The 17,986-nt window shown below is 67.3% G+C and carries 19 protein-coding genes; 10 read left to right on the forward strand and 9 right to left on the reverse strand.

The features are described from left to right. Genes H7I41_RS26100 through H7I41_RS26125 form a run of 6 tightly spaced genes read right to left on the reverse strand, consistent with a single transcriptional unit; the run spans position 1 to position 6,809 of the window. Complete coding sequence (locus H7I41_RS26100; RefSeq protein ID WP_264015528.1) at positions 1–858, reverse strand: MlaE family ABC transporter permease; 858 nt, start codon at positions 856–858, stop codon at positions 1–3. 2 nt (positions 859–860) lie between these two features. Continuing rightward, entirely contained in the window at positions 861–1,655 is a 795-nt protein-coding gene (locus H7I41_RS26105) for an MlaE family ABC transporter permease (RefSeq protein ID WP_264015529.1), read from the reverse strand. Next, complete coding sequence (locus H7I41_RS26110; protein WP_264015530.1) at positions 1,648–2,814, reverse strand: thiolase C-terminal domain-containing protein; 1,167 nt, start codon at positions 2,812–2,814, stop codon at positions 1,648–1,650. The genes H7I41_RS26105 and H7I41_RS26110 overlap by 8 nt, the downstream gene beginning before the upstream one ends. Further along, positions 2,811–4,022: an OB-fold domain-containing protein gene (locus H7I41_RS26115; RefSeq protein ID WP_264015531.1), complete on the reverse strand. Its 1,212-nt coding sequence runs from the start codon at positions 4,020–4,022 to the stop codon at positions 2,811–2,813. Before H7I41_RS26115 ends, H7I41_RS26110 begins: the two co-directional genes overlap by 4 nt. A gap of 19 nt (positions 4,023–4,041) precedes the next feature. Beyond that, positions 4,042–5,253: a CaiB/BaiF CoA transferase family protein gene (locus tag H7I41_RS26120; protein WP_264015609.1), complete on the reverse strand. Its 1,212-nt coding sequence runs from the start codon at positions 5,251–5,253 to the stop codon at positions 4,042–4,044. A gap of 35 nt (positions 5,254–5,288) precedes the next feature. Next, positions 5,289–6,809, reverse strand: a complete 1,521-nt coding sequence (locus tag H7I41_RS26125; protein WP_264015532.1) for an aldehyde dehydrogenase family protein — start codon at positions 6,807–6,809, stop codon at positions 5,289–5,291. A 302-nt stretch (positions 6,810–7,111) separates the two neighbouring features. Between H7I41_RS26125 and H7I41_RS26130 the strand changes: the two genes are divergently transcribed. The 6 genes from H7I41_RS26130 (at position 7,112) to H7I41_RS26155 (ending at position 11,341) form a co-directional block, all read left to right on the forward strand. After that, positions 7,112–7,813, forward strand: a complete 702-nt coding sequence (locus H7I41_RS26130) for an SDR family NAD(P)-dependent oxidoreductase (RefSeq protein WP_264015534.1) — start codon at positions 7,112–7,114, stop codon at positions 7,811–7,813. 44 nt (positions 7,814–7,857) lie between these two features. Further along, positions 7,858–8,718, forward strand: a complete 861-nt coding sequence (locus H7I41_RS26135) for a mycofactocin-coupled SDR family oxidoreductase (protein ID WP_264015535.1) — start codon at positions 7,858–7,860, stop codon at positions 8,716–8,718. A gap of 42 nt (positions 8,719–8,760) precedes the next feature. Continuing rightward, positions 8,761–8,952: a ferredoxin gene (locus H7I41_RS26140; RefSeq protein ID WP_264015536.1), complete on the forward strand. Its 192-nt coding sequence runs from the start codon at positions 8,761–8,763 to the stop codon at positions 8,950–8,952. 46 nt (positions 8,953–8,998) lie between these two features. Next, the gene (locus tag H7I41_RS26145) at positions 8,999–10,363 is read left to right on the forward strand and encodes a cytochrome P450 (RefSeq protein WP_264015537.1); all 1,365 of its coding nucleotides are present in this window, start codon (positions 8,999–9,001) and stop codon (positions 10,361–10,363) included. A 137-nt stretch (positions 10,364–10,500) separates the two neighbouring features. Next, a complete protein-coding gene (locus tag H7I41_RS26150; protein ID WP_264015610.1) occupies positions 10,501–10,884 on the forward strand; it encodes a hypothetical protein in 384 nt (127 codons plus the stop codon). Positions 10,885–11,005: 121 nt separating this feature from the next. Continuing rightward, a complete protein-coding gene (locus H7I41_RS26155) occupies positions 11,006–11,341 on the forward strand; it encodes a hemophore-related protein (RefSeq protein WP_264015538.1) in 336 nt (111 codons plus the stop codon). A 51-nt stretch (positions 11,342–11,392) separates the two neighbouring features. Here the strand turns inward: H7I41_RS26155 and H7I41_RS26160 are convergent, their stop codons facing one another. Beyond that, positions 11,393–12,568: an acyl-CoA dehydrogenase family protein gene (locus H7I41_RS26160; protein WP_264015539.1), complete on the reverse strand. Its 1,176-nt coding sequence runs from the start codon at positions 12,566–12,568 to the stop codon at positions 11,393–11,395. Further along, positions 12,569–13,573 (reverse strand): acyl-CoA dehydrogenase family protein, encoded by a 1,005-nt coding sequence (locus H7I41_RS26165; RefSeq protein WP_264015540.1) that lies wholly within the window; start codon positions 13,571–13,573, stop codon positions 12,569–12,571. It abuts the gene before it with no gap. A 282-nt stretch (positions 13,574–13,855) separates the two neighbouring features. On the opposite strand from H7I41_RS26165, the gene H7I41_RS26170 reads away from it, so the two are divergent. The 4 genes from H7I41_RS26170 to H7I41_RS26185 are packed head-to-tail and all read left to right on the forward strand — an operon-like array spanning position 13,856 to position 17,467. Further along, positions 13,856–14,953, forward strand: coding sequence for an amidohydrolase family protein (locus tag H7I41_RS26170; protein WP_264015541.1), 1,098 nt, complete (start codon positions 13,856–13,858; stop codon positions 14,951–14,953). A 19-nt stretch (positions 14,954–14,972) separates the two neighbouring features. After that, positions 14,973–16,127, forward strand: coding sequence for an amidohydrolase family protein (locus H7I41_RS26175; RefSeq protein ID WP_264015542.1), 1,155 nt, complete (start codon positions 14,973–14,975; stop codon positions 16,125–16,127). A gap of 3 nt (positions 16,128–16,130) precedes the next feature. After that, complete coding sequence (locus tag H7I41_RS26180) at positions 16,131–16,547, forward strand: Rieske (2Fe-2S) protein (RefSeq protein ID WP_264015543.1); 417 nt, start codon at positions 16,131–16,133, stop codon at positions 16,545–16,547. 32 nt (positions 16,548–16,579) lie between these two features. Beyond that, positions 16,580–17,467 (forward strand): alpha/beta fold hydrolase, encoded by an 888-nt coding sequence (locus H7I41_RS26185; RefSeq protein WP_264015544.1) that lies wholly within the window; start codon positions 16,580–16,582, stop codon positions 17,465–17,467. Between the two features lie 7 nt (positions 17,468–17,474). Here H7I41_RS26185 and H7I41_RS26190 read toward each other — a convergent pair whose 3' ends face one another. Further along, positions 17,475–17,948, reverse strand: coding sequence for a hypothetical protein (locus H7I41_RS26190; protein WP_264015545.1), 474 nt, complete (start codon positions 17,946–17,948; stop codon positions 17,475–17,477). Positions 17,949–17,986: the final 38 nt, after the last annotated feature.

Consider the following 17,986-nt stretch of genomic DNA (forward strand, 5'->3'; position numbering starts at 1 on the left):
CTAACCCGACAGGTTGAAGTTGCCGTTGGAACCGTAGACCGACAGCGACACCAGCAGGGTCACCGACACCACGACGATGAGCGAGGTGCGCACGGCATTGCCCACGGCGTTACCCACCCCCGACGGCCCCCCCGACGCGAAATAGCCGAAGTAAGTGTGCACCAGCAGGATCGAGATCGCCATCAAAATGGCCTGAAGGAACGACCACAACAGGTCGATCGGGTTGAGGAACGTGTCGAAGTAGTGGGAGTACAGCCCGCCCGACTGCCCCAGCAGCATCACCGTGGTGAACTGGCTGGCCACGAAGGACAGGATGACCGCGATCGCGTACAGCGGTGTCACCGCGACCATCCCGGCCACGATCCGGGTGCTCACCAGGTACTCGACCGGACGGATGCCCATCGACTCGAGCGCGTCGATCTCCTCGTTGATGCGCATGGCGCCGAGCTGCGCGGTGACCCCGGCTCCGAAGGTGGCGGCCAATCCGATTCCGGCCACCACCGGTGCGGCGATGCGCACGTTGATGAACGCCGCCAGGAAGCCCGTCAACGCCTCGATGCCGATGTTGCCCAGCGAGCTGTAGCCCTGGATCGCCAGCACGCCGCCGGTGGCCAGGGTCAGGAATCCGACGATCACGACGGTGCCGCCGATCATCGCCAAGGTGCCCGCGCCCATGGAGATCTCGGCGATCAGCCGGATGATCTCCTTGCGGAAGTGCACCGTCGCGTGCGGGGTGCCCGCCAGCGCGCGGCCGTAGAACATGGTGTGGTCGCCGATGCGGCTCAGCGTTCCCACGGGCCGGCTGAACTGCCGGGCGATGCGCGGGTACGTGGCCCGCAGCGTGGTCAGTGTTCCCATGTCTAGCCTGTCGTCATCTGGATGCCGATGGCGGTGACCACCACATTGATCACGAACAGCGCCATGAACGCGTACACCACCGTCTCGTTGACCGCGTTACCGACCGCCTTGGCGCCGCCACCGGTGATCGTGAGGCCGCGGTAGCAGGCGACCATGCCGGCGATCAGCCCGAACAGCGCGGCCTTCACGCACGAGATGATCACCTCGGGGACACCGGTCAGCAGCGTGATCCCGGCGGCGAAGGCGCCGGGATTGACGTCCTGGACGAAAACCGAGAAAACGTAGCCGCCGAGGATGCCGATGATCACCACCAGGCTGTTGAGCAGCAGCGCGACCAGACCCGAGGCCAGCATGCGCGGCGTCACCAGTCGCTGAACCGGGTTGATGCCCAGCACTTCCATCGCCTCGATCTCCTCGCGGATGGTGCGCGAGCCCAGATCCGCGCACATCGCCGTCGCGCCGGCACCGGCCACGATCAGCACCGTCACCAGCGGGCCCAACTGCGTCACCGCGCCGAACGCCGCGCCCGCCCCCGACAGGTCCGCCGCACCCAGCTCGCGCAACAGGATGTTCAGCGTGAAGGACACCAGGGTGGTGAACGGGATCGCCACCAGCAGCGTGGGCGCCAGCGACACCCGGGCCACGAACCAGGACTGCTCCAGGAACTCGCGCCACTGGAACGGCCGGCGGAAGATGAACCGGATCGCATCGGCGAACATCGCGAACAGGCCGCCGACCGCCTGCATCGGCGCCGACGCCCGCCCCAGGTTCACCCCTGTCGTCCACCGTTCAGCCATCGGATCCGGGTCCTTCCAGAATGGTGACCGCCGATACCGCCGTCGGGCCACCGATATTGTGCGCCAACCCTATCCGTGCACCGTCCACCTGATTGACCGCCTCCCCGCGCAACTGACCGAATATCTCGACACACTGCGCGACACCGGTGGCTCCCGGCGGATGTCCCTTCGCCTTCAGCCCACCGCTCGGATTGACCGGCAGTGCTCCCCCGACGGTCGTCGTCTCGGTTTCGACGAGCTTGTGGGCCTCGAAGCGATCGGCGAACCCGAGGTCCTCGTAGCTGATCAGTTCGATGCCGGTGAAGTAGTCGTGCACCTCGGCGACGTCCACGTCGGCCGGTGTCAGTCCCGCCATTCCGAACGCCCGCTTGGCCGCCCGCACGGTCGCGGGGAATGTCGTCATGTCCGGCTTGTGCGGGTACATCACCGAATCGAGCCCCAGGCCGACTCCGCGGATCCACACCGGCCGGTCGGTGAACCGGTCCACCACGTCCTCGGCCGCCAGTACCAGTGCGGCGGCCCCGTCGCTCTGCGGTGCGCAGTCGTAGACGCCGAACGGATCCACCACCATCGGCGCGGACATCGCCTGCTCGACGGTGATCTCGAAGCGCAACCGGGCCTTGGGATTGTCGACGGCGTGCCGGTGGTTCTTGACGGCGATCATCGCGAGGTGCTCGCGCGTCGCAGGCGACTCGTGCAGGTAGCGCCGGACGTGCAGGGCGAAGCCGGCGGGCGCGACCAGACCCAGCGGGTGGTCCCACGCCATGTCGCGGGTCATCGCCTCCCAGCCCCACAGCATGTCCTTGGTCGCCACCTCCCGCAGCTTGTCCGCACCCATCACCAGTGCCACGTCGGCCGCACCCGATGCGACACCGTACAGGGCGTTGCGAACGGCGTCATTGCCCGTGGCACAGGAGTTCTCGACATGTGTGACGGGCAGCTCGTGCAGATCGAGGGTGTCGGCGAGGATGCCGGCCGGGAACCCGTCCGTCGTTCCCATCGCGCCGAACCAGGCGGCGTCGAGGTCGGCATTGGACATGCCCTTGTCGACGCTGGCGGCACAGTCGGCGAAGGCCATCGCCAGGAGATCCTTGATGCCGAAGGCGAAATGCTCGGCGAACGGCGTCATTCCGGCGCCGACGACGGCGACCTTCCTCATGCCGCTCCCGCGGAGCGGTCGCACAGCGACTCGCGCGACGATGCGGCGTCGGGTTCGAAGGCATACCCGTAGTCGGGCACACCGGAGCGCACGGCGATCCGGCGCAGCGCCAGCCGGCCACGGTCACCGATGTCCACCGAACCCGGGGCCGCACCGGTCACCTTGACCAACGCCCGGACCGTCACCCCGTCGAGCTCGACGATCACCAGGGAGTACGGCGACCGCAGGCCGGGCACCGGGATCCGCACGGTGGCTTCGGTGTAGACGGTTCCCGTCTTCGGCAGCGGAACCAGCTCGTAGTCGGTGCGCAGCGAGCAATCCTCGCCGACCCGGTACCGCGGCGGGAAGTCGAGCTGATCGCTGCCGGCGTATCTGCCTGCTTCCCAACGAACTTTGGCTTCGAAGGCGCGTTCGTAGGCGGCCAGCGAGATCGGCAGATCCGCGCCGGGGGTGACGGCGCCGTCCGGCAACGGACGTGCCGCCGGTTCTCGTCGATTCACCTGAGCCTCGCCGCCTGCGACCGTGATCCCGGAAAGACTTGCCTGCTCGACCGCAACCAAGGGGCCAATGGTATCGGACTCGGTAAGGCTTGCGAGCGCGAATAATCCCGCACTTGCTCCATAAGTCGGCATATGTGGCGGCGTGCCCGCACACAGCTCCGTCACCTTGTCGTACTCCACGCCGGCGACCGCGACGGGCGTGTCCAACCACGCTGCCGACAGCGATGCCAGCAAGCCCCGCTCGTGCAGCAGCCGCGGATCTCCGTAGTCATGCACCACCCCGACCGCGTTGCGGGTGCGAACGGGGAGGCTGCGGGCCACCCGGGCAGCGGTGCGCACCTTCCTGCCGTGGTCGGCGGTCAGGATCGCCGCGGCGCCCGCGGGATCCAGGTCGACGCCGATGATCAGCGAGCGGGGCCGTGCCGAGCTCACCGCGTCGAGCGTGGCGGGGGCCCCGCCCAACCGCTCGTCGACCTCGAGCTCCGGGTCCAGTCCGAGGCCGGCCAGCAGCACCGCGGCGTTGCTGCTCTCCACCGGCGGCAGGTCACGGCTGACCAGCACCACCCGCTCGACCGCTCCACCGGCGTCCAGCGCCGCGCGGCCGGCTTCGACCGCCATCGTGATCGCATCCTCGTCGTCGCCCGCCACCCGGTGCCGGGGTGTTCCCCAGCACGGGAGGTAGGTCCCGATGGAAGCGATGTGTGGCATGGGCTGTTGAGCGACCTTTCTAGGTGACGGCGCCGGCAGTCTTGAGCTCGATGATGCGGTCCCAATCCAGGCCGAGCTCGGCCAGTATGTCGTCGGTCTGCTCGGCGAACCCCGGCGCCGGGCCGGTCCGCGGTGCGGCGACGTCGAACTGCACCGGGTTGGCGACCAGTTCGAGCTCGCCGGCCTGCACCATGTATTCGTTGGCCCTGACCTGCGCATCCTGGGCGGCCTGCAGTGTGTCCTGCACGGGCGCCCACGGCCCGGCGAGCGTGGAGAACCGCTCGCTCCACTCGACCAGGGGCCGCTTCTTCATTGCCTCGGTGAGGATCTCGTTGGCCGCTGCGGTGTTCTCGGCGATCGACTCCGCCGTGGCGAACCGCGGGTCGTCGGCGAGCTCCGTGAGGTCCATGTGCCGGCACACGTCGGCCCAGAACTTCGTGGGCTGCATCATCACGAACGAGATGTAGCGGTCGTCGGCGGTGGGGTACAGCCCGACGAGCGGGTTGATGGGCGAACCGTGCACGCCGGGCGGGAAGGCCTCCATGCGTTCGCCGAGATGGTTGGTCAGTGCCACGGTGTGCCCCATCGACCACAGCCCACTGCCCAGCAGCGAGACGTCCACGACCGAGGGTTCGCCGGTGCGCTCGCGCTTCAGCAGCGCTGCGGCGATACCGCCTGCGAGATTGGTGCCGGAGATGGTGTCGCCGTAGGCGGGCCCGGGCGGTCCGATCATGCCGGGCATGTCGGGAGGGGTGATGGTGCGCGCCGTGCCTGCACGGCACCAGAAGGCCGTCATGTCATAGCCCCCCTTCACCGCTTCCTCGCCGCGCGGCCCCAACGCGCTGCCTCTTGCATAGATGATGTCGGGGTTGACGGCACGGATGTCGTCGATATCGATACCGAATTTCTTACGGTGCCCCGGCAGGAAGCTGGTGAGGAACACATCGGCCCGGCGGGCCAGCTCGAGCAACACGTCCCTGCCCTCGGGCACCGACATGTCCAGTCCGATGCTGCGCTTACCCCGGTTGGCGTGCTCGATGTTCGGATTCGGGTCGCCCTCGACCCGCAGCAACCCGGTCTGCCTCAGGCCGCGCTGCGGGTCCCCCGTCACCGCATGCTCGACCTTGATCACGTCGGCGCCCCATTCGCCGAGCACCGCACCCGCCGACGGCACGAAGCCGTACATCGCGACCTCGAGCACCCGGATGCCCTCGAGTGGCCCGCCGGACACATTTCCCGGGTCGCGTCGCTCCTGCCCACCGGAACTCACGAGACGACCCGCGCGAAGGTCTTGGTCTCGAGGAACTCCTCTAGCCCCGCGGTGCCCATCTCGCGGCCGATGCCGGATTGCTTGAACCCGCCGAAGGGCGTGTCGGGGTTGAAGTAGTTGCCGCCGTTGATCGAGAAGGTGCCGGTGCGGATACGCCGGGCGAGCGCCAGCGCGCGCTCCTCGCTGCCGAACACGGCGCCCGACAACCCGTAGATGGAGTTGTTGGCGATCCGCACCGCGTCGTCGTCGTCGGAATAGGTGATCACCACGAGCACCGGTCCGAACACCTCTTCCTGGGCGATCTCGCTGTCCGGGTGCACGTCGGCGAGCAGCGTCGGCGTGTAGAAGTAGCCGGGGTCGACCTTCTCGCCGCCGGTGACCAGGGTGGCGCCGGCCTGAACGGCGCGCTGCACCATGCCGTCGACCTTGTCGCGCTGCTTCTCGCTGATCAGAGGACCCATGTAAACGGACGGGTCGACTGGATTCCCGAAGCGCACGTGCCCGAAGTTGTTCTTGATCAGCTCGACGATCTCGTCCTTGTGGGCCTCCGGCACGAGCAGTCGCGACGTGAGCGCGCAGCCCTGGCCGGCGTGCGTCACCATGCTGAACGCGGAGAACAGAGCGGCCATGCTGAAGTCGGCGTCGTCGAGCACGATCGCGGCCGACTTCCCGCCGAGTTCGAGGAACACCTTCTTGAGCGTCTCGCTGGCGGCGGCCATGATCCGGCGGCCGGTCGGCGTCGATCCGGTGAAGGTGACCATGTCCACGTCCGGGCTGGTCGTCAGCACCGCGCCCACCTCGGGATCGGCGCCGGAGAGCACGTTGACGACGCCGGCCGGGATGTCGGTGTGCTCGGCGATCAGCTCACCGAGGGCGAGGGTGATCAGCGGGGTGTCCGGCGCCGACTTCAGCACCACGGTGCAGCCGGCGGCCAGCGCGGGCGCCAGCTTCGCCAGCGCCAGCTGGTTGGGGTAGTTGTAGGCGATGATCGCGGCGACGACGCCCGCTGCTTCCTTCTCGACCCACCGGTGGTGCTGCATACCGCGGCTCTCGATGTTGCCGAGGTCCTCGGTCATCGGATAGCTCTTCAGCAGATCCGCGTAGTAGCGCACGATCCCGATCGGCTGGTCCAGCTGCGCGCCCTGGCACAGCGACTCGGTGGCGCCCACCTCCGCGATGGTCAGGGCGGCGAGTTCGTCGCGGTGCTCGACCAGCGTGCTCTGCAGCTGTTCGAGGCAGCGCACCCGCAGCTCGACGTCGGTCGCCCAGCCGGACTCGTCGAACGCCCGCCGGGCCGCGTCGACCGCGGCGCGGGCATCGGCCACCGTGGCGTCCGGCGCGTGACCGAGCACCTCGCCGGTGGCCGGATTGAGAGAGGGAAACGTCCGCTCGGTCTCGACCAGGCGCCCGTCGATCAGCAGTCTCCGGTCGGCCTTGTGTTCGGACGTCCCGGCACCGTGCAGGGCGATGAAGTCGGCCCCCGGGACGTCATCCGAGATGGTCGGCGTTTCCTGCATCATCCTCCTAGCGGCATATGTGATGGAAATTTCATTCTCATCGAGGGCGAATCATACATTCACCCAGTGAGAACTCAAGGTTGGGTAGACCGGCTAGTCATAGGCTTACGGTGCCGGGTGAGCAGCATAGGATGCCTTGACCGCGGCGTTTCGAATCTTGCAGAATCGCCACTCCCGAGAGTACGGTTCTCATAATCGGAAGGAAGATTCTTGACGTCTGCGACGACCGTGATCGACCCGGCCGCCTCCTCGAGCGCCGCCGGGCACACCTGCGCTGAGGCCACCGCCGCGAGGTTCCCCGCGTGAAGAATGCCGTGGTCACCGGAGGCGGCTCCGGTATCGGCGCCGCCATCGTCGCCCGCCTGCGCGCCGACGGCCATCACGTCGCGATCCTCGATCTGAACCCCGGCGACGACGAATTCGCCTTCGCCGCCGACGTCACCGACCGCGGTCAGGTCGACGACGCCCTGACCGCGGTGCGCGCCAAGCTCGGCCCGATCTCGATCCTGGTCAACGGCGCCGGCCTGGACAGCTTCAAGAAGTTCCACGACGTCACCTTCGAGCGCTGGCAGCGCGTCATCGACGTCAACCTCAACGGCGTCTTCCACTGCGTCCAGGCCGTGCTGCCCGACATGATCGAGGCCGGCTGGGGTCGCATCGTCAACATCTCGTCCTCGAGCACCCATTCGGGCGCCCCGTACATGGCGCCCTACGTGGCGGCCAAATCGGCGGTCAACGGGCTGACGAAGACGCTGGCGCTCGAGTACGGCCCGGCCGGGATCACGGTCAACGCCGTGCCGCCGGGTTTCATCGACACCCCGATGATGCGGGCGGCGGCCGAGAAGGGGTTCCTCGGCGACCTCGACCAGACCATCGCGGCCACGCCGGTGCGGCGGATGGGCCGGCCCGAGGACATCGCCGCGGCGTGCGCCTTCCTCATCTCCGAGGAGGCCGGTTACATCACCGGCCAGATCCTGGGCGTCAACGGCGGCCGGAACACCTGAACCGCCCCGGCCGGACATCGACCGAGAAACGAAAGGACACCACTGTGGGACGCGTTGAGGGCAAGGTCGCTTTCATCACCGGTGCAGCGCGCGGTCAGGGCCGCAGCCACGCCATCCGGCTGGCCGAGGAAGGCGCCGACATCATCGCCGTCGACATCTGCGCCGACATCGACACCGTCGGATACCCCCTGGCCAGACCGGAGGACCTCGAGGAGACCGCGCAGTACGTCGAGAAGGCGGGCCGCAAGGCGATCATCGCCCAGGCCGACGTGCGTGACGCGGCCGCGCTCAAGGCGGCGCTGGACAACGGGGTCGCCGAACTGGGCCACCTCGACATCGTCGTCGCCCAGGCCGGCATCGCCGCGATGAAGGGCGCCCCGGCGATGCAGGCGTGGACCGACGGCATCAACACCAACTTCGTCGGCACCATCAACGCCATCCAGGTGGCGCTCCCACACCTGAAGGAGGGCGCCTCGATCATCGCGACGGCGTCGGCCGCCGCGCTGATGGACGCCTCGAAGAAGGACCGTCCCGGAGCCGATCCCGGCGGGATGGGCTACATGACCTCCAAGCGCCTCATCTCCCAGTACGTGCACGACCTGGCGACCGAGCTGGCGGTCCGCAGCATCCGTGCCAACGTGATCCACCCGACCAACTGCAACACCGACATGCTGCAGAGCGAGCCGATGTACCGCTCGTTCCGGCCAGACCTCGAGAAGCCGACCCGCGCGGACGCCGAACTGGCGTTCGGCGTCCAGCAGGCCATGCCGGTGCCCTACATCGAGCCCGAGGACATCACCAACGCTGTGCTGTGGCTAGCCTCCGACGAGTCGCGATTCGTCACCGGCATGCAGCTGCGCGTCGACGCGGGCGGTTACCTCAAGTGGTACGACTACCACGTCTGATTCCGTTGCGCCGCAACATGGTTAGCCGACTGGAGGAAAGCAGTGAAGGTCTCAGTTGACGGCACGCGCTGCCAGGGCCACACGTTGTGCTCGATGATCGCTCCCGACTCCTTCGAACTCGACGACGTCGACGGCCACGCGTCGCCGGTGAGCGAGGACGTTCCCGGGGATCAGGAGGAGCAGGTGGCAGAGGCCGCGCACTCCTGCCCCGAACAGGCGATCGTCATCGAATGACTCCCACTACCCGGCAGGTCCCGCTCCAGGCAGAGGAGACGACCACGTGAGCATCGACGACGGTGTCACGACCGACGGCGACCGCAAGAAGAACACGTACCACTTCGACCGGCACACGCCGGAGTACCGCCTGCAGTTCCAGAAGATCACCGAGGAGATGCAGGCCAAGTGTCCGATGGCGTGGACCGACACCTACGACGGGCACTGGGTGGCCGCCGACAGCAGGCACGTTTTCGAACTGGCCCGCTGTCCCGTGGTCTCCAATCACCACGACATCACCGGTGAGACCCCGTTCAAGGGCATCACGATCCCGAAGGCCAGTCGCGCCACCGTCGTTCGCGGCGGCATCCTCGAGATGGACGAGCCGGAGCACAGCTCCTACCGCGGTGCGCTGAACCCGTACCTGTCCCCTGCCGCGATCAAGCGCTGGGAACCATTCGTCGACGAGATCACTCGCGCCGCGCTCGACGAGCACATCGCGTCGGGCCGCATCGACTTCGTCGAGCACCTCGCCAACGTGGTGCCCGCGGTGTTCACGCTCGCGATGATGGGCATCGAGCTGAAGAAGTGGAACGTCTACAGCGAGCCCACCCATGCGTCGGTGTACACCCCCGAGCACTCCCCCGAGCGCGAAAAGATCAACGAGCAGCACCGGGAGATGGGCATCGACCTCATCACCAACATGATGGAGATCCGCGATAACCCGCGGCCGGGCCTGGTGAACGCTCTGGTGCAGTTGCGCATCGACGGCGAACCGGCACCGGACATGGAGATCCTCGGGAATCTCGGACTCATCATCGGTGGCGGGTTCGACACCACCACCGCGCTCACCGCGCACGCCCTGGAATGGCTCGGTGAGCATCCCGACGAACGCGAGCGGCTGTCCCGCGAACGCACGAAGCTGCTGCATCCCGCCACCGAGGAGTTCCTCCGGTTCTTCACACCCGCGCCCGGCGACGGGCGCACCTTCGCCGACGACGTGGAGGTCGAGGGCCAGCAGTTCAAGAAGTACGAGCGACTCTGGCTGTCCTGGGCGATGGCCAACCGCGACCCGTCGGTGTTCGACAAGCCGAACGAGATCATGCTCGACCGGAAGGGCAACCGGCACTTCAGCTTCGGTATCGGCGTACACCGCTGTGTCGGCTCGAACGTCGCACGCACGGTGTTCAAGTCGATGCTGACCGCGGTGCTCGACCGGATGCCCGACTACGTGTGCGACCCCGAGGGCGCCGTGCACTACGACACCATCGGCGTCATCCAGGGCATGCGCAACCTGCCGGCGACCTTCACCCCCTCCGACCCGCTGGGCCCCGGTCTGGACGAGACGATCGACAAGTTGCAGCGGATCTGCAACGAGCAGGAACTCGCCCGGCCCATCACCGAGCGCAAGGAACCGGCGGTAATCGACTGATCTCTACACCGAGGTCAAGGCGAAATGGTTCTATGGGCCGGGGGAAGAACGGGAGGGAAGAAGCAGTGAAGCTCGTCAGTGCCCGCATCTCAACCGCCGCTGCGGCGTTCGCCGTCGCCGTGTTCACCGTGACCGCGATGGTGACGGCCCCGCCCGCGTCCGCGATGCGCCTGGGCAACTACGACCTGCTCACGAACCGCTACGACCGGGCATCGTGGATGTGGTACCTCTCCTTCTGCGTTCCGGAGAAGAGCGCCGACTGCGCCAAGGTCAGCGCGCGGCCGCGGTTGAAGTTCTACGAGTACTACGAGAACAAGGCCTATCTCAAGGACGGTCGCTGGACATTGGTCGTCGACGTACCGGACGGTCTCCGGTGCCCTGGATACAATCTCCCGACCCGCGAGACCTACGTCTGGGACGACGCCACTCTCGCCGGCACGATCGACTCCCGGTACGACGTCGGCTGCTTCAACGGCCCGCCCGGCACCCAGTTCTGGACGTTCGCGCTGCGTCGCCTGTAGTTGCACCGCGCCTGCCAGGGGGCGGTCACGCGCTGTAACGACCAGAACCCTTGGAACGACATGCTGTTAGCCTGTAAAAGAAAGCGGGCAACAACCTGTCGGAACGGGGTAGAAGCAGATTATGAAGCGTGCAAGAGTGCTGGCGGCAATCGGTGGTGGACTGGCGGTCTCCGCCCTGAGCCTCTCGGCCGGAGTGGCGTCCGCGCAGCCGAATCTGGATGCGGTCGTCAACACGACGTGTAGCTACGACCAGGTGATCGCGGCGCTGAACGATCAGCGGCCCGATCTCGCCGCCGAGGTGAATTCGTCGCCGGGGTTCCAGGGGCAGCTGCGCAGCTTCCTGGCGTCGGGGCCGGCCCAGCGGCAGCAGACCGTGAACTTCCTGAAGGGCAGCTCGATGGCACAGGCCTACCTGGGCCCCATCGTGCAGATCTCAGGATCCTGCAGCAACTACTGATGTGACGGCGTCGGGGCCGGTCGCCATGAGCGACCGGCCCCGACGTCGTTCTCAGCCGCGGGGCAGTCCGAGTACCTGCGTGGCGATGATGTTGCGCTGGATCTCCGACGTGCCGCCCGCGATCGTCCCCGAGAAGCTGCGGGAGAACCGCTCGAACCAGCTCGCGAAGTAGTGGTCGAGGTTCATGTGCTCGTAGCGGCCGGTGGTCGACGGATGCACCAGACCGTCGGCGCCCGCTGCGGTCAGCGCCGCGTCGGCCGCCCGCATCTCGGCCTCCGACCCGAACAGCTTGAGCACCGACACCGATGCGGTGTCCGACTCCCCGCGGGCGGCACGCGCCAGACCCGCCGAGCCCATTGCCCGCAGCGCCTGGTAGTCCATGATCACCGAGGCATACTGGTCGCGCTCGATCTCGGTGTGCGGTTCGAAATCGGCGATCATGTTGTCGATGCGGTCGGCGAAGCCCAGCCACATCATGGTGCGCTCGTGGCCGAGTGATCCGTTGATGACCTTCCAGCCGCCGTTGAGCGGTCCGACAAGGTTCTCGGCCGGCACCCGCACGTCGGTGAAGAAGACCTCGTTGAAATCCTTGTTCTCCTCGCCGCACAGGTCGGCGAACGGCCGGCAGACGACACCGGGCAGGTCGGTCGGGATGATCAGCGCGCTGATGCCCTTGTGCTTGGGGGCGTCGGGGTCGGTGCGCACGAAGGTCAGCAGGAAGTCGGCGTCGTGGGCGCCGGACGTCCACACCTTTTGGCCGTTGACCACGAAGTGGTCGCCGTCGCGTACGGCCCGGGTGCGCAGCGATGCCAGGTCCGACCCGGCGCTGGGCTCGCTCATGCCCAGCGACGCCGTGATCTCACCTTTGAGCACCGGCACCGCCCAGCGGTGTTTCTGCTCCTCGGAGCCGAACGAGATCAACGACGCCGCAACGATGTTCACGCCCTGCGGATTGAAGCTGTGGTAGATGCGGCGCCGGCAGAGCTCGTCGAGATGGACGAAGGTCTGCAGCACCGACGCATTGCGGCCGCCGAACTCCGGCGGCTGGGCGGGCAGCAGCCATCCGTTGTCGAACAGCAACCGCTGCCAGTCACGGGCCCACTGCGGCATGTGCGACACCGAGCGCGGCCGCTCGAGCGTGTCGGCCTCGTCGGGCAGGTGCTCGTCGAGGAAGGCGGAGAACTCGGCCCGGAACTCCTCGACATCGGAATCGAAGGTCAGCTGCATCTAGAAACCCCTGTACTCCTCGGCGATCCGGGCCCGGTGCTCGGCGGCGCCGCCGAGCAGGAGCTCGCCGGCCTTCGCCCGCTTCAGCGCGAACTGCAGGTCGTTCTCCCAGGTGAAGCCCATGGCGCCGAACAGTTGCAGGCCGTGCCGGAACACGATGGACTGACACTCACCCGCTGAGGCCTTGGCCATCGCCGCCGCCATCCGGCGGCGCGGGTCGTCGGCCGCGATGGTCAGCGCGGCGAAATACGACAGGGCCCGGGCCCGTTCGATGGCGACGTGCATGTCGACCGCCTTGTGCTGAACGGCCTGGAACGAACCGATGGGCACCCCGAACTGGTGACGCTGCTTGGCGTGGTCGAGCGCCAGGTCCAGGATCCGCTGGCAGGCGCCGACCATCGTGATCGCCATGCCGGTCAGCGCGAGGTGGTGCGCCTTCTCCGCGTCGACGTGCACCCGGGCGGTGTCCGAGACCCGCACTCCGGGAAACGACACCTCGGCCACGTGCAGCACCGGATCGAACACCGGGCTGCGGCGCGACGACACCTCCGCGGCCTCGACGAGGAAGACCCCGGCCTCGGTGACCACGGCCAGCCGGTCCGCCCGGTCACCGTCGACGACGTTGCGGGCGATGCCGTCGAGCACCCAGCCCTCGGCGTCGCGGTGGGCGCTCACGCCGGAGTACACCGCCGCGCCCGCCTGCTGCGGGTCGTACCGGTCGGCCGCCAGCGGCGCGTACTGCGTCAGCGTCGCGAGGAAGGGTGTCGGGTCGGTGGCCCGGCCGAGCTCCTCGCAGACGATGGCGAGCTCGACGGTGTTCTCCTGGTCCGTCAGCTCGGTCCAGCCGGCGTCGACGTACAGCTTCCACAGCGGGGTCGGGTCACCCTCGGGTGAGTCAGGGTCTTCGGCCACGCTGCGGACCAGCGAGGGTGGGCACTGTTTGGTCACCGCGTCGCGCACGGTCTCCTGCCACAGCCGCTGATCGGCATCGAACTCGAGTAGCATCCGGCGCCTCCTGGTGCGATGTCACGACTCTAGGAGAATAGCATTCTCGCAACGTGTTGCACCGTTCTCCCGTAACGGTCATGAGGTTACCTAAGCAGTCTGCTGGGCGACTGACCAGCATGCACGCTCACCTGCACAGATGCGGGTATTCGGCAAGAGAACAGAATTCTTGCCTTTGAAGAACTACCATTTACACTGGGGGCAGGTCCGGCTCCGCCGCGCGTCGTCTTCGACGGTGCGCAGCCCGCGCGAACCGGACGAACACGGAGGTCAGCCTTGGTCATGGAGCACCCCGACGGGACGCTTACACCCGTCATCGATGCGAGCGTGCACATCTTCTGCAAGTCGAACAAGGACCTGCGGCAGAACTTCCTGCGGGAGCCGTTCCGCAGCCGGGGTTTTCCCGACTACGAGATGGACTGGTACGGGGCGCCCGGTGGCGAATACGCCAAGGGCACCACAGGTCCCGACAAGCAGTACCCCGGCTCCGACCCGGACGTCGTCGCGCGCCACCTGTTCGACGAGCGCGGCGTGGACGTGGCGATCCTGCACCCGATGGGCCGCGGCATCATGCCGGACAGGCACCTCGGGTCCGCGCTCGCCGCCGGGCACAACGAGATGATGGTGACGCGCTGGCTGGACGACAGCGCACACGGCGAGCGATTCCGGGGCACCATCCGCGTCAATCCCGACGACATCACCGGTGCGCTGCGCGAGATCGCCAAGTACAAGGACCACCCACGGGTGGTGCAGATCGGCGTGCCGCTGCAGTCGCGCGAGTTGTACGGCAAGCCGCAGTTCTGGCCGCTGTGGGAGGCGGCCGTCGACGCTGGACTGCCGGTGGCCGTGCACTTCGAGGTCGGCTCGGGAGTGATGCTGCCGCCCACCCCGAACGGCATCACCCGCACCTACGAGCAGTTCGTCGGCTTCACCGCGATGAACTTCCTCTACCACCTGATGAACATGATCGCCGAGGGGGTGTTCGAGCGCATGCCCGCGCTGAAGTTCGTCTGGGCGGACGGCGCCGCGGACATGCTGACGCCGTTCATGTGGCGGATGGACTGCTTCGGCAGGCCCCATCTCGAGCAGACGCCGTGGGCGCCGAGGATGCCGAGCGACTACCTGCCCGGCCACACCTACTTCATCCAGGGCGCGCTCGACGGCCCGGGCGACGTCGGCTTCGCCGGTGAGTGGGCCGGCTTCACGGGCAAGGACGACATGGTGATGTACGGGTCGAGCTACCCGCACTGGCAGCTCAACGATCTGTCGGTGCCCTGCTCCTACAGCGCCGAGCAGCGCGACAAGTTGTGCTGGCGCAACGCCGCGGAGCTGTACGGCATCGAAATTCCTGTCATCGCATCCGCAAGTGCTGCACAGTAGAGGTAGAAGAGGAGCGATCATGACAACGATCCCGTCCGTCACAGCCAATCCGAGGATTCCCGCTGCCGAACGCATCGCGGTCCGGTGTGTCGACTCCGACGTCCACCCCGCACCCCGTACCGGCGAGCTGGGTCAGTACATCCCCGAGCCGTGGCGCAGCCGGTACTTCGGCAGCCACAAGGTCGGCGACCAGATCTACTACGACGCCCCCGACTATGCGCACTCCTACGCGATGCGCGTCGACGCCTTCCCCGCCGATGGTGAATTTCCCTGCAGCGATCCGGATCTCGCGTTCAAGCAGCTGATCATGGAGGCGGGCGCGGACATCGCGATCCTGGAGCCCGCCGCCTATCCGGCGCGGATCCCCGAGGCGAACCACGCGATGAACTGCGCGCTCAACGACTGGCAGGACAAGCACTGGCTCGACAGCCACAACAACTGGCACGAACGCTGGCGCGGGTCGATCTGCCTGGCCATCGAGGAGCCCGAGCGCAGCGTCGAGGAGATCGAGCGCTGGGCCGGCCATCCCTTCATGGCGCAGATCCTGATCAAGGCCGAGCCGCGTCCGTCATGGGGCAACCCGAAGTACGACCCGATCTGGGCCGCGGCCACCAAACACGACATCACTGTGAGCTGCCACCTGTCGCGCAGCCACTACGACGAGCTGCCCATGCCGCCGGTCGGACTTCCCAGCTACAACCACGACTTCATGGTCACCTACTCGCTGCTTGCGGCGAACCAGGTGATGAGCCTGATCTTCGACGGCACCTTCGACCGGCACCCCAACCTGCGGATCGTCTTCGTCGAGCACGCGTTCACCTGGATCCTGCCGCTGATGTGGCGGATGGATGCGATCTACGAGGCCCGCAAGTCCTGGATGGACATCAAGCGCAAGCCGAGCGAGTACGTCAAGGACCACATCAAGTTCACCACCCAGCCGCTGGACTATCCCGAGGACAAGACCGAACTGACCCGGGCCTTCGAGTGGATGGAATGCGAGAAGATCCTGCTGTTCTCCAGTGACTACCCGCACTGGACGTTCGACGATCCGCGCTGGCTGGTCAAGCACCTGCCCGAGCACGCCCGCGAGGCCATCATGTTCCGCAACGGCATCGCGACATACCACCTCCCCGAGACCGTTCCGGCGCTCGAGGGCCAGGTCCGGGTCTTCTGACCTATGACCGAGCAGAGTGAGGCGCCCCGGCCGCCGGCGGGGCGCGAACCCCGGCTCGCGCAGGGGCGTGAACACGTCGTCGCCACCGTCGAAGAGATCCCGCCGGGTACACACAAGCTGGTGCCCATCGGCAGGCACGGTGTCGGCGTGTACAACGTCAACGGCTCCTTCTACGCCATCGCGAACTACTGTCCGCACGAGGGCGGTCCACTGTGTTCGGGACGTGCGCGCGGCCTCAACGTCGCCGACGACAGCGTCCCCGGTGACGCGGTGATGGTTCGCGACAAGGAGTACATCTTCTGTCCCTGGCACCAATGGGGTTTCGAGCTCGCCACCGGTACCACCGCGGTCAAGCCGGAGTGGAGCATCCGCACCTACCCGGTCCGGGTCGTCGGCAACGACGTGCTCGTCCAGGCCTGAAGCGGACCTCGCGCCCAGAAATCGGAGACAAGTTGCCCAACAAGAAGATCGAGATCAACGGCGGTAACGTCGTGTACGAAATCCTGGGCAAGGAGGGCGAATTCATCGTCCTCACCCCTGGCGGCAGGTTCAGCAAGGACATTCCCGGGCTCAAGCCGCTGGCCAAGAAGCTCGTCGAGGGCGGCTACCGGGTGCTGCTGTGGGACAGGCCGAACTGCGGCAAATCCGATGTGCAGTTCTACGGCCAGAGCGAATCGCACATGCGGGCCGACACCCTGCGAGCGCTGATCACCGAGCTGGAGATCGGGCCGTGCATCATCGCCGGCGGGTCCGGCGGCGCACGCGACTCGATGCTGACCACGATGCTCTACCCCGAGCTGGTGAAGAAGCTGGTGGTGTGGAACATCGTCGGCGGTGTCTACGGCTCCTTCGTGCTCGGGTCCTACTACATCGTGCCGAGCATCCTGGCCGTGCGCGGCAGCGGAATGGCCGGCGTCGCCGAGGTGTCGGAGTGGCGGGAACGCATCGCGGAGAACCCCGACAACCGCGACCGCCTGCTCGCACTCGATCCCGACCAGTTCCTGAAACTGATGCTGCGCTGGCTCAATGCCTTCGTGCCCAAGCCCGGCCAGACGATCCCCGGCGTCGAGGACGAGATGTTCGACAACATCACGGTGCCGACGCTGATCATCCGCGGCGGCGAGAACGACCTCGACCACCCCAAGCGGACGTCACTTGAGGTGAGCTGCCTGATCAAGGGGGCGACCCTGATCGATCCGCCGTGGCCGGAGGACGCCTGGGAGCGTGCGAGCGAGAAGCGGGCACAGGGGAAGGTGAAGCGCTTCAACATGTTCGACACGTGGGTGCAGGCGGCCCCGGCGATCCTGGACTTCCTGCGGACGCCGGCCGGCCGGAGATGACCGCAGCTCAGCGCGTGACGATGCGCACCTCGCAGTTGAGCGAGGCCTCGAGCGCCGTGTGGATCCGGCTCTCCGGCACCCGCTCGAGGTCACCCTTGGCGAGCGTCACCTGCACCACGTCCCAGCCCTCGTCCCCCGGCGTGCGCTCGATCGCCCCTGTCAATCCGAAACCGGCGAGCACGCCGACGGCGTCGTCGTCGGTGCCCCGGCTGATGAACGTCACCACCCCGGGTGCCGGTTCCGTGCCGAACGCCTTGGCGCACAGGGCCACCGCCGTGTGCATCACCTCCTCGGCCGCAGTGGCGAGCATCAGCACCTCGACCTCTCGGCGGGCGGGCGGCAGCGCCGCGAGGTCGTCGGCCAGCACCTCGGCGCCCGCGTCGGACGCCAGCCTGCGCAGCGTCGTCACCCCGTCTCGCAGTTGTTCGGCACCGAGCTCACCGGACGGGTCGACACCGACACGCACCACCGCGGTTCTCATGTCCGCCAGCCTATCCGCGGGCAGTGACGGGAGGCAGT

The organism is [Mycobacterium] manitobense, assembly GCF_025821665.1.
GTDB lineage: Bacteria > Actinomycetota > Actinomycetes > Mycobacteriales > Mycobacteriaceae > Mycobacterium > Mycobacterium arseniciresistens.